The sequence below is a fragment of the Solobacterium moorei genome (assembly GCF_036323475.1).
GTDB lineage: Bacteria > Bacillota_I > Bacilli_A > Erysipelotrichales > Erysipelotrichaceae > Bulleidia > Bulleidia moorei.
In genome coordinates, this window is record NZ_AP028934.1 from 2,042,498 (window position 1) to 2,060,137 (window position 17,640).

Below are 17,640 nucleotides of genomic sequence, written 5' to 3' on the forward strand. Positions count from 1 at the left end.
TTTTCGATACAAAAACATTAAAACGGAGGAAATGACAATGAAAGAATTAGATAATGTAATCAGCCAATTAGAAAAAGAAACTAAGAAAAAAGAACAAGCCGAAAACAAGATTAAGTTATTAAAACAGAAAAAAAGCAAACTGAAAAGAAGTGCCGATACAAAAAGAAAAGTAGAGAAAGGTGGAGTATTTGAAAAGTTTGAAAGACAAATAACAGGTGCAGAAGAAAATACAGATAATGATTTAATCTATGCCTTTTTAGACTATGTGTTTTCAGATAACAGATACAGAGAAAAATTAAAGGAACTAACTGAAAAGCATTTTAGCGAAAAGGGAATATCTTTAGAAGAAACTTCATATACTGAAAATGAAAACGATGGGATAGATGATGAAGAACCCCAAAAGGACTTGGAAGAATTTGAAGATGAGATATAAGCAGTCGGAAAAATTAAATAAGAAAATTAGAGCATAGCAGAGTGAAATCATTTTAACACTTTGCTTTTTTGTTGATTTGAAAAATCTACAAAAAACAAAGTCCACAGGGGTTAAGGGGGAGTAGCCCCCTTGAACAAATAAAAATGCTTTAGCGTTTTTGTTTCCTTAGCGGAACGTATAGCTTTCCGCAGGAACGCAAGGCACCGAATGTAGTCGGTGTATCTTTGCGCCCTTTGAAAAAGGGAGCGAAGATACTTCCGACATATAGAGATAAGAAAACATCTAAATAGAATATCAAAAGAAAGTAAATGAGCAGATGGGAAGAAGAAAGAAAAATAACCTATCTGCTTTTTATGTGTCTAAAAACAATTTACTGAATGTGAAAAAGGAAAGGAGCATACCATAAATGGAAGCAAAAAGTTTGCATACCCATGTAGATATAGTTACAAGGTCAAAAGGAGCAAGCGTAATTGCGAAAGCTGCATATAACGCAAGAGATAAATTGAATGATGAACACTATGGAAAAGTTCATGACTATTCTAAAAAAGAAGACCTTGTATTTTCAAAAATATTTCTGCCGGAACATATCTCAAAAGAGTTTTCTGATAGAGAATACCTATGGAATAGTGTAGAGAAAATAGAGAAAAGTAAAAACTCTCAGCTTGCAAGAAATTTACTTTTTACACTTCCAAGAGAATTAAATGAAGAAGATAGAATAAGGCTCATTAGTGAATTTATAGAGGAAAACTTTACTTCAAAAGGAATGATAGCGGACTGTAATATCCATAATCCCTTAGCAAGCGATAACGAAGAACAACCACATGCCCATATCCTACTTACTCTTAGAGAAATTGATAGTGAGGGAAAATGGAAACCCAAATGTAGAAAAGAATATATCCTTGATGAAAACGGAGAAAAGATAAAACTTAAAAGTGGAAACTATAAATCAAGAAAAGTAAATCTAAATGATTGGAATGAACCTGACAAGGCAAAAAAGTGGAGAGAAGATTTTTCTAAAAAGGCAAATGAGTATTTAGAGAAAAATGGTATAGATAAAAGAATAGATCCACGCACCTTTGAAGAACAAGGAAAAGAAGAACTTCCACAAATACATTTAGGAACAGCAAGCTATCAGATGGAGAAAAAAGGAATTAAAACCGAAAGAGGAAATCACAACCGAAAGATTATAGCTTTTAATTTGGAGTTTAAGAAATTAAAAGAAGAACTATCAAAACTTACTTTTTGGATAGGATCATTAGTTGGAAAACTTCAATCCAAGTATGATGAATATAAGCAAGAGAAAAAAGACGAACTGGAGAACAAAGCAGAACTCTTTAATCTCTATGAATACATTTCTATCTATCACGACTTACAGGGAGAAAAAGCCAAAGAATTAAAGCCTTATGCAAGCAATAAAAAGATGGCTGCTGACCTTAGAAGATTTTCAAAAGCAATCTATTATCTTAGAGATAATAAGCTACAAACCATAGCAGACTTGCAAGAAAAAATAGGCACTCTTCAATCAGAAAATAAGAACATCCATCAAGAAGTTAAAGTTAAAAGCAAAAGAATAGAAAACTTAAATAAGTGTTTTACTTATGCAGATATTATCAAAGACAACAAGGCAACCTACGATGAATGGAACAATAAAACTCTATTCAAAGATAGCTTTTACAATTCCCATAAAGAGGAAATAGACAAATACAAAAGAGCAAGGGCAATCCTTGAAAAAATAACAGGCTCATCTGCGATTAAGAGCAAAGATTGGCAAAAAGAAATGAAAAGCCTTGAAGATGAAATTACTAAGCTCAATAAAAACTCTCAAGCTATCAAAGAAGAATACGAAAATATTAACCATATCAAATATGCGGTAAAGATAGTCAATGATGATTATGGAATAGATTTATCTATAGAGATAGACAAGGCAATTAAGCGAGGAGAAAAGCCAAGTGTAATTGCACAGATTAAAAAGTACCAAGAGCAACAGGAGAAATACGAAAAGAAAAAAGAGAAAACAAAAGATTATTACAGAAATGAGGAAAGGTAGGATATTTTAATTTCATATGTAACTGTCAAGTGTTGTAGCTAATGTTATAATTAAACTAATATTTTATTTTAGAAATTTCAAAAATAAAATTTTAAAATGTATTGACCTGTCCATTGGGGGCAGTGCTATCTTTTAATTAAAGGAGGTGGCAAACCATGTTAAGAAATGAAATTCAAAACAAAACAGGTTTAACAAGAAAAGCAATTGAATATTATGAGGAGAAAGGACTTATAAATCCTCAAAAAACTGAAAACGGTTATAGAGATTATAGCGATAATGATTTAGAGGTTTTAATTAAAGTATCTTTATTTAGAAAACTTGGAATTAGTGTAACTGAAATAGAAGATTATCTATCTACTGGTATTAGTTCATTATCTTCTGTTTTAAGAAGAAAGCAACATCAATTAGATGTTGAAGAAAAAAGAAAAGAAGTTCTTGAGCTTGTAGTAAAAGGTGAAAGTCAGGAACTGATAAATGAAAAAATTAAATTGATTGAAGCAGAAGAATCAATCTATGTAAGATTAGAGAGATTATTTCCCGGATATTTTGGACAAATGTTTTTTGCAGCGTATCAACCATTTTTAAATGAATCATTAGGAAAAGATGAGGAAGAAGCATTTGAAAAATATGTAGATTACTTAGATAATTTACCATCACTTCAGTTAAGTAAGGAAGAGCAAGACTATATTGAAAAGATAAGTTCTACTTTTGATATGCAGACACTAAACAAAGTCAATGAAGATAAAATTAACGCTATTGAAAATGTTGAAGAATGGCTAAAAGAAAATGATAATGCTATTTCTCAATATGAACAATATAAAAATAGTGAAGAATATCAAAATAGCTTAATGAAGAAAATTCAAGATAAATTGCAAAACTTTATGAAGGACAACAAGTATTATGAAATCGCAATTCCTCTAATTAGAAAATTCAGCAAGAGTTATGACGAATACTATGAGAAATTGCTTAGGGCAAATGAAATATATCTTGATATGAAAAAATAATAAAGTTACTTAAATTTATGGTCAAACATGAACAGTAAATCAAGAAGATTTACTGTTTTTTCTTTGCCCAAAAGATGGAAAGGAGGACTTATGGAAGAAGAAAAAAGAGGAACAAAAGCACCGCCTAACAAACAGTTAATTATGGATATTGGAAAGACAAAATATACTGTAAACCTACATTTCAAGCAAGGAACAGGCGAAACATACAAAGATAAAATACTAAAACTAATTAAGAGGGAAGCAGAAAAGATATAAATTTATCAAAGAAATTTTGTTTATGTCCTTGACAAATCTTCCCAAAAGGAACAATAGTCATTGAGTGTGGCAAGATGCTTGAAGATAATGGCTATGAGATAAAAATCTTAAATACCATCAACTTCAAAAAGAGTATGAAGTATAATCCATTCGCCTATCTCAGAAGTGAAAAAGATATACTCAAATTAGTGCAGACAATCATTGCAAACACTAAGGGTGAGGGTGAAAAAGCAGGCGAGGATTTTTGGGTCAAAGCCGAAAAACTCTACTATACGGCTCTTATCGGCTATATCTTCTATGAAGCTCCAAAAGAAGAAAAGAACTTTGCAACACTACTGGATATGATAGATGCTTCAGAAGTCAGGGAAGATGATGAAACATATATGAATCCCATAGACAGACTCTTTGAAGCACTTGAAAAGAAAGAGCCTACGCATTTTGCGGTCAAGCAATATAAAAAGTACAAACTTGCTGCTGGAAAAACAGCAAAGTCTATTCTTATTTCATGTGGTGCAAGGCTTGCACCTTTTGATATTCAAGAGCTTAGGGACTTGATGAAAGAAGATGAACTTGAGCTTGATACACTTGGAGATAGAAAGACAGCACTCTTTGTTATTATCTCTGATACAGATGATACTTTTAACTTTGTGGTGTCTATTATGTACTCGCAGTTATTTAACCTACTTTGCGATAAGGCAGATGATGAATACGGGGGAAGATTACCTGTTCATGTAAGGTGCTTGCTTGACGAGTTTGCCAACATCGGCTTAATTCCTAAATTCGAGAAATTGATTGCAACAATCCGAAGCAGAGAGATTTCAGCAAGCATTATTTTGCAAGCACAATCTCAGCTAAAGGCAATCTACAAGGATAATGCAGATACCATTGTAGGCAACTGCGATAGCACTTTGTTTCTTGGTGGGAAGGAAAAGACCACACTAAAGGAGCTATCTGAAACACTTGGTAAAGAAACCATAGATCTGTATAACACATCGGAAACACGATCCAATGCCAATAGCTATGGACTGAATTACCAAAAGACAGGAAAAGAGCTGATGAGTCAAGATGAGATAACGGTTATGGATGGCAGTAAATGTATTTTTCAGCTTCGAGGTGTAAGACCGTTTTTATCAGATAAATTTGATATTACAAAGCATAAGAATTACAAGTTACTTGAAGATTTTAATAAGAAAAATGCCTTTGATATTGAGGAATATATCAAGCGAAAAGGGAAAGTAAAATTAAATAGAGAAACGGTTATTACAAGAGTGCAGTAAGTCTAAAGAACATAGATTTACTGCTTTTTTTATTGCAAGGAGAAGATATGATAAGGATACGAAGTCCCACTAAGGAAAACTAAATAACACGAGCATAAGCGATTGGAAAAGAAAAAACTCCAGTCGCTTTTTTTATTGAAAAGAAAAGGAGAAATTTTTAATGAAGCAAGAAATGATTAACATCAATGCCAACTTATTGGCAGAACCAACTTTTTCAAGTTTTGACAAAGATGGAGAAACGGTAGAAGTTACAAACTTTACACTTGTAAAAAAGTATGGAAAAGGCAAGGAATATATCAACTGTGCAGCCTATGGAGAAAAATCAGAAACAGCAAAAGCCTTTGAAAAGGGTGATTTGATTCATATCTTTGGCTACTTCAAGAAACGTGAAAAAGAGGGAAAGACTTACAAAAACTTTGTTGTGAAGTCATATAACAAGATTGAAAAGAAAGAAGAAAACGAGGAGGAATAAATTATGGAATTTTTTACACAGGCAGTTAATGTATTAAAGATTTTAGTTATGGCAGTAGGTGCAGGACTTGGAGCATGGGGCGTAATTAACCTGATGGAAGGTTATGGAAATGACAATCCGGGTGCAAAATCTCAGGGCATCAAGCAGCTTATGGCTGGAGGCGGTATCGTCTTAATCGGATTAAAGCTGATTCCGCTTCTTGCAAATGTACTCAAGTAAGAAGAAAAGGAGAAATTAAATGTTTGGAATATTCGACAAGATAGAGGAGTTTTTCAAAGATCTTCTACTGGGCGGTATCCAAGCAAATCTTGAGTCCATGTTTCTTGACATCAACGATAAAGTTGGTGCGATTGCAACGGATGTGGGAAAGACACCGATGGGGTGGAACGGACAGGTTTTCAGCTTTATTAAAAGCATTAACGATTCCGTTATCATTCCCATTGCAGGGCTAATCATAACGGCAGTCCTTTGTATCGAGCTTATCAATATGGTTATGCAAAAGAACAATATGCACGATACGGATACCTTTGAATTTTTCAAATACATCATAAATATGTGGATTGCCGTATGGTTAGTGTCTCATGCTTTTCAGTTTTCTATGGCAGTCTTTGATGTGGCACAGCACATGGTAAATAAAGCGGCAGGGGTTATCAATACCTCTGCCGTTATCTCCGGAGATCAGATTGTAACGATGGTAGAAGGCTTAAAGGAAAAAGGTCTTGGAGAGCTTGTCATGATACTCTTTGAAACCTCGCTCATAAAGGTGGCAATACAGGTCATTTCTATTGTGATTATGTTGGTGGTTTACGGAAGAATGTTTGAGATATATGTTTACTCATCCGTTTCAGCCATTCCATTTGCAACTATGGGAAACAAAGAGTGGGGACAGATTGGAACAAACTATATCAAAGGCTTATTTGCCATAGGACTACAAGGACTCTTTTTAATGGTTTGTCTTGGAATATACGCAGTATTAGTTAAGACAATACAGATAACAGATATACACACAAGTACCTTTACGATACTTGGATATGCGGTTTTGCTGGGGTTAATGATGCTAAAGAGCGGAACACTGGCCAAAAGCGTATTAAATGCACACTAAAAGAAAGGATAGATATGATGAATAAAAGAAAAACAGTATTGATAGCAGTAGCAGTTGGAACAGGTATTTTGGCAGTGATGGATAGAATCAGGCTTCACAGCAAAGTGAATGACTTGGAAGCAAGAACAAAGGATATCGGTCGCTGCCATAATGATTTTTGTCTAATTCAGGAAAGATATAACAGAAGCACAGATGAACAGATTGCAAGTATTCAGGAAGAAATCGGCTCCGTATATGAGCATATAGAAGAGCTTTCAAAGGGTAAAGAAGATGGGAGGTAAGTTATGGCGTATGTACCTATCCCAAAAGACTTAAAGAAGGTAAAAACAAAGGTGGCATTTAACCTGACGAAAAGACAGCTTATCGGTTTTACGATTGCAGGACTGATTGGAATACCAATCTATTTATTTATGCGAAAGGTAGTTCCAAATGATATAGCAGTTATCTTTCTCATTGTGTCCACACTTCCCATATTTTTCATCACTCTTTTTGAAAAGGACGGACTTAGCTTTGAGAAATATTTTAAGTATATTTACCTTCATAAATTTTATCAGCCACAAAAAAGAGTGAGAAAGGAGGTTTACCTTGAAAGACAAAAGAAAGATTCAGCAGCTAAAGTTAGAACAAAACCAAAAGAAGTTAAGAAGTCAAAAACAGGACTTAAAGCAAAATAAGGGGAAGTCTAAAAAAGATAGGGGCGGATTACTTGACCTTATCTTTAGGAAAGAACCGAAAAGATACACAGTTGAAGATACCATTCCCTATCTTAGACTCTTAAAAAGCGGGATATGTCAGATTGATGAAAAGCATTTTAATAAGAGTATCGCTTTTGAGGATATAAACTATCAGCTTGCCTTAGAAGAAGATCGAGATTTGATTTTTAATCAGTTTGCAAATTTTCTTAATTTCTTTGGTCCAAGTGTCAGCATAGAGTTTTCATATATCAATCAGCTTGGCAGAAATGAAGAAATGAAATCAGCTATTCAAATACCGGATAAAAAGGACGGTTTTGACGATATACGCCTTGAGTTTAGAGAAATGCTGAAAAGTCAGATTGTAAAGGGAAATAACGGACTGAAAAAATCAAAGTATGTAACCTTTACGGTGGAAGCGGATAATTTAGAGCAGGCAACATCAAAACTGGAAAGACTGGAGATAGATATATTATCAAGTCTTAAAAGTATGGGAGTAAGAGCAGAAAGCCTGAACGGAGAGGAAAGACTAAAGATACTTCATGATGTTTTAAATCCCAATAAGACCTTTGAATTTTCATATAAGGACTTAAAGAAAAAGGAAAGCACAAAGACATATATTGTGCCTGATGAATTTAACTTTACACCGTCAAGGTATTTTAAGTTTGGAAAGTTTATCGGAGCGGCAAGTCATTTTCAAATCCTTGCAAGTGAGCTTTCAGACCGTATGCTTGCCGAGTTTTTGGATATAGATGATAACATCAATATTTCTTTTCACATCAAGGCAATCGAACAGTCAGAAGCCATCAAGATGGTCAAAAGAAAAAATACCGACATTGACAAGATGAAGATTGAGGAAAATAAAAAGGCTGTAAGAAGTGGTTATGATATGGACATTCTTCCAAGTGATTTAATTACCTATGGAGAAGATGTAAAAAGTCTTTTAAAAGATCTCCAGACAAGAGATGAGCGTATGTTTGTCGTAACCATTATCTTTATGAACTTTGCAAGGACAATTCAAAAGCTGGATAATACCATTTCTCAAATCAGCTCCATTGCCAATAAGCATAATTGCAAGTTAAAAAGACTTGATCACTCACAGGAACAGGGATTAATCAGTGTACTTCCACTTGGGGTAAATAAGATTGAAATTGACAGAGGACTAACCTCATCATCTACGGCAGTATTTATGCCTTTTACCACAGAGGAGCTTTTCATAAATTCGGCGAACAGTTTGTATTATGGACTAAATGCCCTAAGTCATAACCTGATTATGGCAGATAGAAAGAAACTGAAAAACCCGAACGGTCTAATCCTCGGAACTCCGGGAAGTGGTAAGTCCTTTAGTGCTAAAAGAGAAATGGCAAATGCGATTCTTACAACCGATGATGATGTGATTATCTGCGATCCGGAGGGCGAGTATGGAAACCTTGTGCGTCAGTTTAAAGGAGAAGTCATAAAGGTAAGCAGTAAGTCAAAGGACTATCTCAATCCCCTTGACATCAATATGAACTATGGCGATGGGGATGCACCACTAAAGGACAAAGCAAACTTTATTATGTCCATGCTGGAGCTTGTTGTAGGTGGCAGCGGTCTTACAGCAGAAGAAAAGTCGGTCATAGATAGATGCCTTCCTAAGATTTATGAAAAGTATTTTGAAAATCCAAAGCCTTATAATATGCCGATTCTTCAAAACCTGTATGATATGTTAAAAAATCAGGAAGAAAAAGTCGGTAAAAAGCTGGCAACGGAAATGGAGATTTATGTAACAGGTTCTCTTAATGTATTTAACCATCAGTCCAATGTGGACTTAAATAAGCAGCTTCTTTGTTTTGACATTAAGGAGTTAGGCTCACAGCTTAAAAAAATCGGAATGCTTGTTATTCAGGATCAGGTGTGGAACAAGGTGTCGCAAAACCGAGGAAATAAGGCTACAAGGTACTATATCGACGAGTTTCACTTATTGTTAAAAGACGAGCAGACAGCTTCCTATTCCGTAGAAATTTGGAAAAGATTTCGTAAGTGGGGAGGAATTCCGACAGGCATTACACAGAATGTCAAAGACCTACTGATGAGTAAGGAGATAGAAAATATCTTTGACAATACGGACTTTGTTTTAATGCTCAATCAGGCTTCAGGCGATAGAGAAATTTTAGCAAGGAAACTTAAAATCTCACAGCCACAGCTAAAATATGTAACCAATTCCAATGCAGGAGAAGGACTTTTGTTCTTTGGAAATACCATTGTCCCTTTCCTTGATAAATTCCCGAAAGACACAATCCTTTATCAGAAGATGACAACTAAGCCTGAAGAAGTGAGGTAGGCTTATGGGAAAGAAACTGAAAAAGGACTTTAAGGAAAGGCAAAGGGCAAGGATTGAAAAGGAAAGGCTGCAAAGTAATGGCAGCATAGAGCCTGAAGAAAGTAAGTTAAAGCATAACGATGATTACAGAGGGAAAATCGTCCATGACAAAGACCGTTTTCAAGATAAGGTTCATGAAAAGGTCAGTAAGAGAATTGCAGAAACTGAATTAAATGGAAAAACTTCTAAAAGAAACGCAAGGTATAGAGCTTCCGATAAGGATAGCGTAGCTTCTGTAACTGAAACAGAAGGTGTAATTTATAAAGAAATTGGAAAAGTTGATTATATTACTGAGGTTAAGGATGGAAAAATCTATGATCCTTTAGGAAAAGACCTCGACAATGATGGGATTGTAGACAGATATGACAATGACTTTAGGGACAGCGACTATTTTGAGTCAACCTATGATGTGGAGGACAATCTTCATCATAAAGTAGAAGATACAAAAGGCTTTTCAAAAAGCCAAAAGGCTCAAAGGAAAAATTATAAGAGAAAAAACTATTCCGATAAGCTCTATACCAGAAAAAAGGACAAAGAAGCCAAAGAGGAAAAGGCTGACAATAAACAAAGGGGAAAAGAAGCCATTCTGGATAGAGAAAAGAAAAACAGGCTTTCTAAAGAACAGGAAAGAACTTTTAGGGATAAGGCTTCTAAGGTGTCCGCTTTATCAGGACTTGCTAAAGGAAGTGAAACTGTAAGAGATTACTTATCACATGGAAGTGATGAAAATCAAGGGGTAGAGGCAGGAGAAAAAACAGCCGATACAAGCTCAAAACTCATTCATGGCATTAAGAACTATTCAGATAAGAAAAGAGCAAAAAAAGGATATGACCTTACGAATAAGGACTATAAAATCAGAAAGCGAAAATCCAAGTTAGAGTTTCGAGATGCCAAAGAGGAGCTAAAAAAGACACAGGAGTATCAAAAAGCAAATAACTTTAAGCGATTTCAAAAGCGAAAGCAGATGAAAGATTCCATTAAAAGGCAGAATAAGTCAAGGCTTAGAGATCGCATTAAGGAAGGGCTTATAGGAAGTCTTAAAAGTTCAAAGGAAGTTATATTAAGAAAAGCGAAGGGACTTATGATTATTTTCATAGGTCTTATTATTTTGGGAACTTTCTTTATCAACTTTGCAGGAACGGGAATGACAGGCTTTATGAACTCCACAAGTTCTGTTCTTACAACAAGCTATTTGTCAAAGCCAAATGTCCTAAATGAAATCAATCAGAACTTTTCCGCTATGGAAAGTGAGCTTCAAAACGAGGTTGATCATGTCAAAGAGAATTATCCCGGATATGACGAGTACATCCTAAATAACACAGAGTACATCGGGCATAATGTACATGAGCTTTTATCCTACATTACATCAAGGTGCGGAGAAGTAAAGAATGTATCGGAAGTAAGCTCTGTATTAAATGAGCTTTTTAAGTCCATGTATGACCTTGAGTATAAGGAAGAAGTAGAAATCAGATACAGGACAGTTACAGAAACCTATACCGATGAAGATGGAAATGAATATACCGAAAGCCATGAAGAACCTTACGAGTACAAGAAACTCATTGTAACCCTTCATAAAAGGGAAATGGACAGCATTATAAAGGAAGTCTTTGCAAACTATCCTGACAATCTGAAACACTATGAAGCTTTATTCCTTGCTCAAGGCAATATGGGAGAAGCCTTTGGTAATAGCGACCTTATTGCTTCCAATGGAGGTATCGGAGGTGGAAAAGAATATGAAGCTTCTACGGAAGTTCAAAAGAAGATTGTAAATGCTGCATACATTACGCCATCTCCGGGTGCAGGCTGGTGTGCTATGTGGGTATCGCAGGTTTATCAAAATGCAGGACTTGGATATATCGGAGGAAATGCCTGTGATATGTACCGAAACCACACCTTTACATCAGATAAATCAAAACTCAAGGTAGGAATGCTTATTGCAGTTGAAAGTAGTAGTAGTGGAAGCAGTGCAGGACTTACCTATGGTCATGTAGGCATTTATATAGGCGATGGCAAGGTAATAGATAATATCGGTCGAATCAGAGTAACAACTTTAGATGATTGGATAGCGTCTTTCTGCAAGCACCATCCAGTAGGCTTCGGCTTTCCGCCAAATGTAAACAGATAAGGAGGACACAATTTGAAAAAAGAACTGACAGCAGTAAAAAACAGAATAAAGAAGTTAAAAGATAAAAAGGCTCTAATTGATGAAGAATTGGAGCCTTTGTTCATTCGTGAGGAAGAACTTGAAAACGAAGAAATTATTGCCATTTGCAGAAAGAACAACATTACAATCAGTGATTTAATGGCAAAAGTAAACAGAGAAAAAGCAGAAATGAAAAAGGAGAAAACAAATGAAAACCAGTTTGAAAAATAAAAGAATTACAGCCATTGTTGTAGCTTTTACCCTGTTAATGGGTGGAGTTTTAGGGGTGTTAAAAGTTGGTGCAAAGACAGTGTTTGCGTCAAATGAACCGCCTGAAAAATATGAAACATATTATGAACTGAAATTTGAGGATCATACTTCAGATGACACCTTTAGAGGATTTTATCATCTCGGAAAAGGAAATAAGGAAGGTCAGCCATTGAACTTTAAATTTTTCTTATCAAAATCCTTTGAAGAAAAGGGCGGTGTAGTTCTCGATAAGTATAATGAAACCTTTACCAATGAGAATATGGACAAGGTAAATCAGTTAGATGATCTAAGATATATGACAAAGAAAACTTATCCATATTATCGAATTCATAATGTAGGGACAGGTGCTTTTACAAGTATCGTTTCTCCAAGAGATAAAGATAATTACTATATTGGAGATATTACAGAAAATGCAGAAGAACGAACTGTAAAAGGAAAGAAAGCAAATGTCATTGTCTATACCTGCCCTGTTCTACAGTTAAATAGAAATATTGAGAAAGTAACGGTTGATTATGAGGGAGAGCTTAAAGAGGAAACAAAGAACGCTATTATTGGCAGAGTAAAGGAAGCAAATCCCAATATCAACAATGTAAAAGAAATTAAGATTGTTAAAGACAAGCTGATTATTGAAACATGGAACAGATTTCATACCGGTGTACCCTACCTTGAATTACCTTTAGAGGATTTATATAAGAGAGTATCGAATGCGTCAACTCAAACAGACAATAAGGATACAAAGGATCAGGAAAGTCAGACAAAAAGTGAAGTAAAGGTCAAATATCAATATCAGGATGGAAAGGTATATAAGGAGTATTCAGCTTATTTTGATAAAAATCAGGTGATTGACGCTTCTGATCTTGAAATGCTTCCTGATAACATGAGCTTTAATGACAATTTTGTAAGCTACAAAGTAAAATGTGATGGAAGCGATAGTATTATCCGAATTGTAAAAAAGTTAGAAAGTAATGCTCAGACGCAGACGGAAAAGCAAAAAACAGAAGATAAGGGAACTCAAACAGAGCTTAGCAAAGATGATATTTCCAAAATGGAAAAGGAATCTAAGGAACTTCAGGAAAAACTTGATAAGCTAAGTCAGGAGATTAAGGACAAGGATAAATTAAGCGACAAGCAAAAGGAGAAAATCAAAGACCTTGAGGAAAAAATAGATAAGCTGAAGGAAAAACTTGAAAAGGGCAAAGACGATAAGGACTTATCGGCGGATATGAAAAAGGAGATAGACAAGCTAACTGAGAAAATTAAGGAGCTTGAGAAAAAGACGAATGAGGTTGGCAAGGCTACAGTTACGCATAATCCTACTGTAACACCAATCAGCCCTATCTCCGGAATGAAAACAGGAACAGGAAACTTTCCTCAAACATCTGTAAGTGATACGGGTAAAGGCTCATCATCACAGGATAATACAGGAAAGATTACAAAGGACACAAATGTTGACAAGACCGATGGAAAAGAAAAAGAAGTTCGTTATCCCAATAAGCTGACACCGAAACAGCCTGCCAATAACAGCGGTCAGGATTCCTCTATGGATGGTTCAAGTAAGAATGTAAATACCAATAAAGGAGTTGCTTCTGCTCCATCAAAGGCACGAGGAACTGTTACGGAAAATAAGGATAATGCGAACAAGGATTATCCGATTCATCATGGAGATAGCAGTGATAAGAAAGAAACGGACATGTATTCAGCGGACGCAAGACAGTTTGTTACCTTTACTACTAAGAATGGCAAGACTTTCCATCTAATCATCAATCACGATGAGGATAGCGAGAATGTCATGCTCCTAACAGAAGTATCAGAAGATGATCTTCTCAATATGGTTGAAAAGAAAGAAGCTCCGAAACAGGAAATTAAAAAGGAAGAACCTGAAAAAGAAGAACCTAAGCCAGTAAAAAAGGAAGAAAGCAGCAATATGGGAACCTACTTAATTCTCATTCTTGTAGTAGCAGGAGCATTAGGTGCAGGATATTATTTCAAGGTCGTTAAGAAAAAAGAAGATAAGGAGCTTGAAGGCTTTGAGGAGGAAGATGATGATTTCTTTTCAGAGGCAGAAGAAAGTGAAAATGAAGTAGATGAAACAGAAACAGAAGATAAAGAAGATGAATTGGAATAAATTTGCACCCAAAACTATACAATATTTGGTGCAAAAGACAGGGCGGGAGAGTAACATCTTCCGCCCTATTATTTTGAAAAACAGGAGGAAAAAATAGATGAATTTAGTAATTGCTGAAAAGCCAAGTGTTGCAATTTCTATTGCAAAAGTGATCGGAGCAACAAAGAAGAAAGACGGATATTATGAAGGAAACGGATATAAGGTAAGCTGGTGTGTTGGACATTTAATTAAAATGGCAAATCCGGAAAGCTATGATGAAAAGTATGCTAAGTGGAATATGGCGGATTTACCGATTATTCCAAAGGAATATAAGTATGAGATTGCAAAGTCCACAAAGAAACAATTTACGATTCTTAAAAAGCTGATGAATGATAAGGATATAGACATCGTGATAAATGCCTGCGATGCAGGGCGTGAAGGAGAATCCATCTTCAGGCTTGTATATAATCAGGCAAATTGTAAAAAGAAGATGAAGCGTCTTTGGATTTCATCAATGGAAGATAGTGCCATAAAAGAGGGCTTTGATAACCTAAAAGATGGAAGTTCTTACGATAATCTATTTGAGTCTGCACAAGCAAGAGCAATAGCAGATTGGCTTGTGGGAATGAATTTAAGCAGACTGTATTCGTGTCTATACAAGCAAAATTACAGTGTGGGCAGAGTGCAGACACCTACCCTTGCAATGATTGTAAAAAGAGATGATGAGATAGCCAATTTCAAGAAAGAAAAATATTTTACAGTGGAATTAAGCCTTAATGGCTTTACACTATCAACAGATAGAATTGATGATGAAATAACAGCGGAACAGCTCTTAAATTTAGTAGGCGATAAGATAGAAATTACCGATGTTATTCAAAAGGAAAAGATAACAAAGCCTGAGCTGCCATTTGACCTTACGACGCTTCAAAGAGAGTGCAATAAATATTTTGGATACTCAGCTAAGCAGACACTTGATTATGCTCAAAGTCTTTACGAAAAGAAACTGATTACCTATCCAAGAACAGACAGCAGATGCCTTACGGAAGATATGATTGTAAGTACGGTTAATAACATTTTAGGAAAGAATGATTTTGACACAGAGCGTATCAAGACGGTATTTAATTCTAAAAAGGTTACAGACCATCATGCGATTATACCGACAGCAAGCAGTATGAATGAGGACTTAACTTCTCTTCCGGAAAGTGAATTGAAGGTATATGAACTTATTTTAAATAAGCTACATGCAAGTGTAGGCTATCCTTTAATTGAGAATGCAATGAAGATTGTGGCTGAATTTGATAGCTTTGCTTTTACAAGCTCAGGCAAGACAATTAAAGATGAAGGTTTTACAAAATATCTTAAAGAATATAAGTCTAAGAAAAATGAAGATATGGCACTTCCTGATGTGAGCATTAGTGATGTATTAAGCATTGAAAACAAGGAAATAAAAGAAAAGTACACTCAACCAGCTAAGCATTTCACGGAAGATCTTCTCCTAAAGGCGATGGAGCTTGCAGGAAATGATGCACTTGAAAAAGGAGTAGAGGTTGAGCGAAAAGGACTTGGAACACCTGCAACAAGAGCAGGGATTATTGAAAATCTGATTTTCAAGGGATTTGTAGAAAGAGATAAAAAGAACCTTATTGCTACACATAAGGGAATCAGCCTTGTAACGATTGTCTCAGATACTTTTAAATCAGCAGGTACAACCGCTAAGTGGGAAATGGAGTTATCGGATATTGCAAAGGGAAAATCTTCAAAGGAAAAATTTTTAAAAGCGATTGAAAATGAGATAAAAGAAGTGGTTTCAACTTATATCAAGTAAGATGGCACTAATTTCAAGGTGGAAAAAATGCCCTAAAAATGATATAATATATTGATAGATTTTTTGAAAAGAGGAGGTATTATGCAGCTTTTAGATATAAAGAGAATGGCTCATAACATTCTTGAAAACCAAAATATAGAAAGCAGTTTTATTGAATATAAAAAGTCGGCAAATTTTAAAGATAAAATTCTAAAAACTGCCTGTGCCTTTGCCAACAATTATATGAACGATGAGATTGGTTTGTTGTTTGTCGGTATAGAGGAAGTAGATGATAAAGAAACCGGTGATAAGGCAATTCCCAAGAGACCGATTGAAGGGATAGCAGAATCAAAACTTGAAGGCATTGAAAATGAATTAAAATCACTTCTTTCCAACATTCATCCTAAAATCACCTATCATATTATTTCAGACACGATTGATGATAAGTATTATATCGTTGTTGCTGTTGAAAGCACTTCAGGTGGACCGTTTCAGACAAGTGAAAAGGCAGAAAAAGACAAAAATATTAGATTAAAGGCAGGAAGATATATCAGAGTCGGGAGAGATTCAAGACTTCCTAACCCTACGGAAGAATTTGAGTTATTAAAGAAATTTGCAGGCTTTTCTTTTAGCTCTAACCTCAATGATACAGCAACCATAGATGACTTAAGCTATGAGTACATGAAAGAGTATCTGCTTCAAACAGGAGCGAAAAAAGATATTAGAGAGATGTCCAAACTTGATATGGCAAAGAGTATGGGACTTGTAAGTGAAAGTGAGTACGGAGGTTATAGAGCCAAGAATTTTGCTGTGCTTATGTTTGCAGAAACACCAAATAAATTTATTCCAAATGCCCATGTTGAAGTTATAAGAGAAATTGACGGAACGGATAAAATGGAATCAAAAAGATTTGATGGGCCTGTTTGGATACAAGCAAAACAAGTCAGCAAGTATTTTGAAGATAATATCATGGCTTCATATACAATAAGGGAAGCTGATAAAATCGAGCATAAAATTATATTTAACTATCCACTTACAGCATTTGAGGAGCTTGCTACAAATGCTATCTTACACAAGGAATATGATACGCCTGAGTATGTAGGTATCTATATATACAAAGACAGAATTTCTTTTGTGAACCATAATAGACCACTCCCGCCGGTAACAATCGAAGCACTTAATAGAGATAGAAGTTTTGATAGAAGGCAATATCTTAATAAAGAGCTGAAAGATATGTTCTTTTCCCTTAACTTAATAGAGTCTTACGGTTCAGGCATAAGGCGTGCGAAAGATGCACTATTAGAAAATGACTCTCCTGAGCTTAAATTTTATCCGGAGAATGAAGAAGATAACTATACAAATGCAGTTATGGGGATCAATGTTGAATTTTTGAAAGAGTTTAATGGTAGCACTACTAAAGAAACTACCAAAGAAACTACCAAAGAAAAAGGTAGTATTCAAGCTCAGATAGTTAAACTTATGGAGAGCAATCCAAATATTACTGCTGAACAAATTGCTGAAGAAATACAAGATATTACAGCAGATGGAGTCCGCTATCATATAAGAAACCTAAAAGCTCATGGAATCATAGAAAGAGAAGGTTCTACGAAAGCTGGTAAATGGGTAGTGATAAAATAGAAGTAAACAAACACACAGAATTCAAAGGTGATTAGAG

The 17,640-nt window shown here is 35.1% G+C and carries 15 protein-coding genes and 1 pseudogene; all 16 read left to right on the plus strand.

Going from position 1 to position 17,640, the window contains the following annotated elements; genetic code table 11:
• The first annotated feature begins 37 nt into the window (after nt 1-37).
• The 16 genes and pseudogenes from RGT18_RS10325 (at nt 38) to RGT18_RS10400 (ending at nt 17,603) form a co-directional block, all read left to right on the plus strand.
• A complete protein-coding gene (locus RGT18_RS10325) occupies nt 38-433 on the plus strand; it encodes a hypothetical protein (RefSeq protein WP_000660991.1) in 396 nt (131 codons plus the stop codon).
• Nucleotides 434-839: 406 nt separating this feature from the next.
• On the plus strand, nt 840-2,480 hold the full coding sequence (mobQ, locus tag RGT18_RS10330) for a MobQ family relaxase (RefSeq protein ID WP_028078640.1): 1,641 nt from the start codon (nt 840-842) through the stop codon (nt 2,478-2,480).
• Nucleotides 2,481-2,635: 155 nt separating this feature from the next.
• Entirely contained in the window at nt 2,636-3,484 is an 849-nt protein-coding gene (locus RGT18_RS10335; RefSeq protein WP_028078639.1) for a MerR family transcriptional regulator, read from the plus strand.
• Between the two features lie 90 nt (nt 3,485-3,574).
• Complete coding sequence (locus RGT18_RS10340) at nt 3,575-3,739, plus strand: transposon-encoded TnpW family protein (protein ID WP_000390743.1); 165 nt, start codon at nt 3,575-3,577, stop codon at nt 3,737-3,739.
• A gap of 41 nt (nt 3,740-3,780) precedes the next feature.
• Nucleotides 3,781-5,016: pseudogene (locus RGT18_RS10345) on the plus strand (VirD4-like conjugal transfer protein, CD1115 family); the annotation flags it as partial.
• A gap of 160 nt (nt 5,017-5,176) precedes the next feature.
• On the plus strand, nt 5,177-5,488 hold the full coding sequence (locus tag RGT18_RS10350) for a single-stranded DNA-binding protein (protein WP_338176108.1): 312 nt from the start codon (nt 5,177-5,179) through the stop codon (nt 5,486-5,488).
• A 3-nt stretch (nt 5,489-5,491) separates the two neighbouring features.
• Nucleotides 5,492-5,707, plus strand: coding sequence for a Maff2 family mobile element protein (locus RGT18_RS10355; RefSeq protein ID WP_000394208.1), 216 nt, complete (start codon nt 5,492-5,494; stop codon nt 5,705-5,707).
• Nucleotides 5,708-5,726: 19 nt separating this feature from the next.
• Nucleotides 5,727-6,590: a VirB6/TrbL-like conjugal transfer protein, CD1112 family gene (locus RGT18_RS10360; protein WP_338176115.1), complete on the plus strand. Its 864-nt coding sequence runs from the start codon at nt 5,727-5,729 to the stop codon at nt 6,588-6,590.
• 17 nt (nt 6,591-6,607) lie between these two features.
• Nucleotides 6,608-6,871 carry a conjugal transfer protein gene (locus tag RGT18_RS10365; RefSeq protein ID WP_338176117.1) on the plus strand — a complete coding sequence of 88 codons (264 nt, stop codon included), beginning with the start codon at nt 6,608-6,610 and terminating at the stop codon, nt 6,869-6,871.
• A 3-nt stretch (nt 6,872-6,874) separates the two neighbouring features.
• Entirely contained in the window at nt 6,875-7,264 is a 390-nt protein-coding gene (locus tag RGT18_RS10370; RefSeq protein WP_000332197.1) for a PrgI family protein, read from the plus strand.
• The gene (locus tag RGT18_RS10375; protein ID WP_338176119.1) at nt 7,176-9,605 is read left to right on the plus strand and encodes a VirB4-like conjugal transfer ATPase, CD1110 family; all 2,430 of its coding nucleotides are present in this window, start codon (nt 7,176-7,178) and stop codon (nt 9,603-9,605) included. The genes RGT18_RS10370 and RGT18_RS10375 overlap by 89 nt, the downstream gene beginning before the upstream one ends.
• A gap of 4 nt (nt 9,606-9,609) precedes the next feature.
• Nucleotides 9,610-11,769 (plus strand): CHAP domain-containing protein, encoded by a 2,160-nt coding sequence (locus RGT18_RS10380; RefSeq protein WP_338175899.1) that lies wholly within the window; start codon nt 9,610-9,612, stop codon nt 11,767-11,769.
• A gap of 12 nt (nt 11,770-11,781) precedes the next feature.
• On the plus strand, nt 11,782-12,018 hold the full coding sequence (locus RGT18_RS10385) for a hypothetical protein (RefSeq protein ID WP_002843607.1): 237 nt from the start codon (nt 11,782-11,784) through the stop codon (nt 12,016-12,018).
• Complete coding sequence (locus tag RGT18_RS10390) at nt 11,996-14,182, plus strand: CD1107 family mobile element protein (RefSeq protein ID WP_338175898.1); 2,187 nt, start codon at nt 11,996-11,998, stop codon at nt 14,180-14,182. The genes RGT18_RS10385 and RGT18_RS10390 overlap by 23 nt, the downstream gene beginning before the upstream one ends.
• Before the next feature lie 97 nt (nt 14,183-14,279).
• Nucleotides 14,280-15,986, plus strand: a complete 1,707-nt coding sequence (locus tag RGT18_RS10395; RefSeq protein ID WP_338176121.1) for a DNA topoisomerase 3 — start codon at nt 14,280-14,282, stop codon at nt 15,984-15,986.
• 81 nt (nt 15,987-16,067) lie between these two features.
• Complete coding sequence (locus tag RGT18_RS10400) at nt 16,068-17,603, plus strand: AlbA family DNA-binding domain-containing protein (RefSeq protein WP_028078564.1); 1,536 nt, start codon at nt 16,068-16,070, stop codon at nt 17,601-17,603.
• Nucleotides 17,604-17,640: the final 37 nt, after the last annotated feature.

Bases quoted from the DNA above. Each gene is read 5' to 3' on its own strand.
- RGT18_RS10325 (WP_000660991.1), top strand. From the start codon at position 38: ATGAAAGAATTAGATAATGTAATCAGCCAATTAGAAAAAGAAACTAAG.
- mobQ (WP_028078640.1), top strand. From the start codon at position 840: ATGGAAGCAAAAAGTTTGCATACCCATGTAGATATAGTTACAAGGTCA.
- RGT18_RS10335 (WP_028078639.1), top strand. From the start codon at position 2,636: ATGTTAAGAAATGAAATTCAAAACAAAACAGGTTTAACAAGAAAAGCA.
- RGT18_RS10340 (WP_000390743.1), top strand. From the start codon at position 3,575: ATGGAAGAAGAAAAAAGAGGAACAAAAGCACCGCCTAACAAACAGTTA.
- RGT18_RS10350 (WP_338176108.1), top strand. From the start codon at position 5,177: ATGAAGCAAGAAATGATTAACATCAATGCCAACTTATTGGCAGAACCA.
- RGT18_RS10355 (WP_000394208.1), top strand. From the start codon at position 5,492: ATGGAATTTTTTACACAGGCAGTTAATGTATTAAAGATTTTAGTTATG.
- RGT18_RS10360 (WP_338176115.1), top strand. From the start codon at position 5,727: ATGTTTGGAATATTCGACAAGATAGAGGAGTTTTTCAAAGATCTTCTA.
- RGT18_RS10365 (WP_338176117.1), top strand. From the start codon at position 6,608: ATGAATAAAAGAAAAACAGTATTGATAGCAGTAGCAGTTGGAACAGGT.
- RGT18_RS10370 (WP_000332197.1), top strand. From the start codon at position 6,875: ATGGCGTATGTACCTATCCCAAAAGACTTAAAGAAGGTAAAAACAAAG.
- RGT18_RS10380 (WP_338175899.1), top strand. From the start codon at position 9,610: ATGGGAAAGAAACTGAAAAAGGACTTTAAGGAAAGGCAAAGGGCAAGG.
- RGT18_RS10390 (WP_338175898.1), top strand. From the start codon at position 11,996: ATGAAAACCAGTTTGAAAAATAAAAGAATTACAGCCATTGTTGTAGCT.
- RGT18_RS10395 (WP_338176121.1), top strand. From the start codon at position 14,280: ATGAATTTAGTAATTGCTGAAAAGCCAAGTGTTGCAATTTCTATTGCA.
- RGT18_RS10400 (WP_028078564.1), top strand. From the start codon at position 16,068: ATGCAGCTTTTAGATATAAAGAGAATGGCTCATAACATTCTTGAAAAC.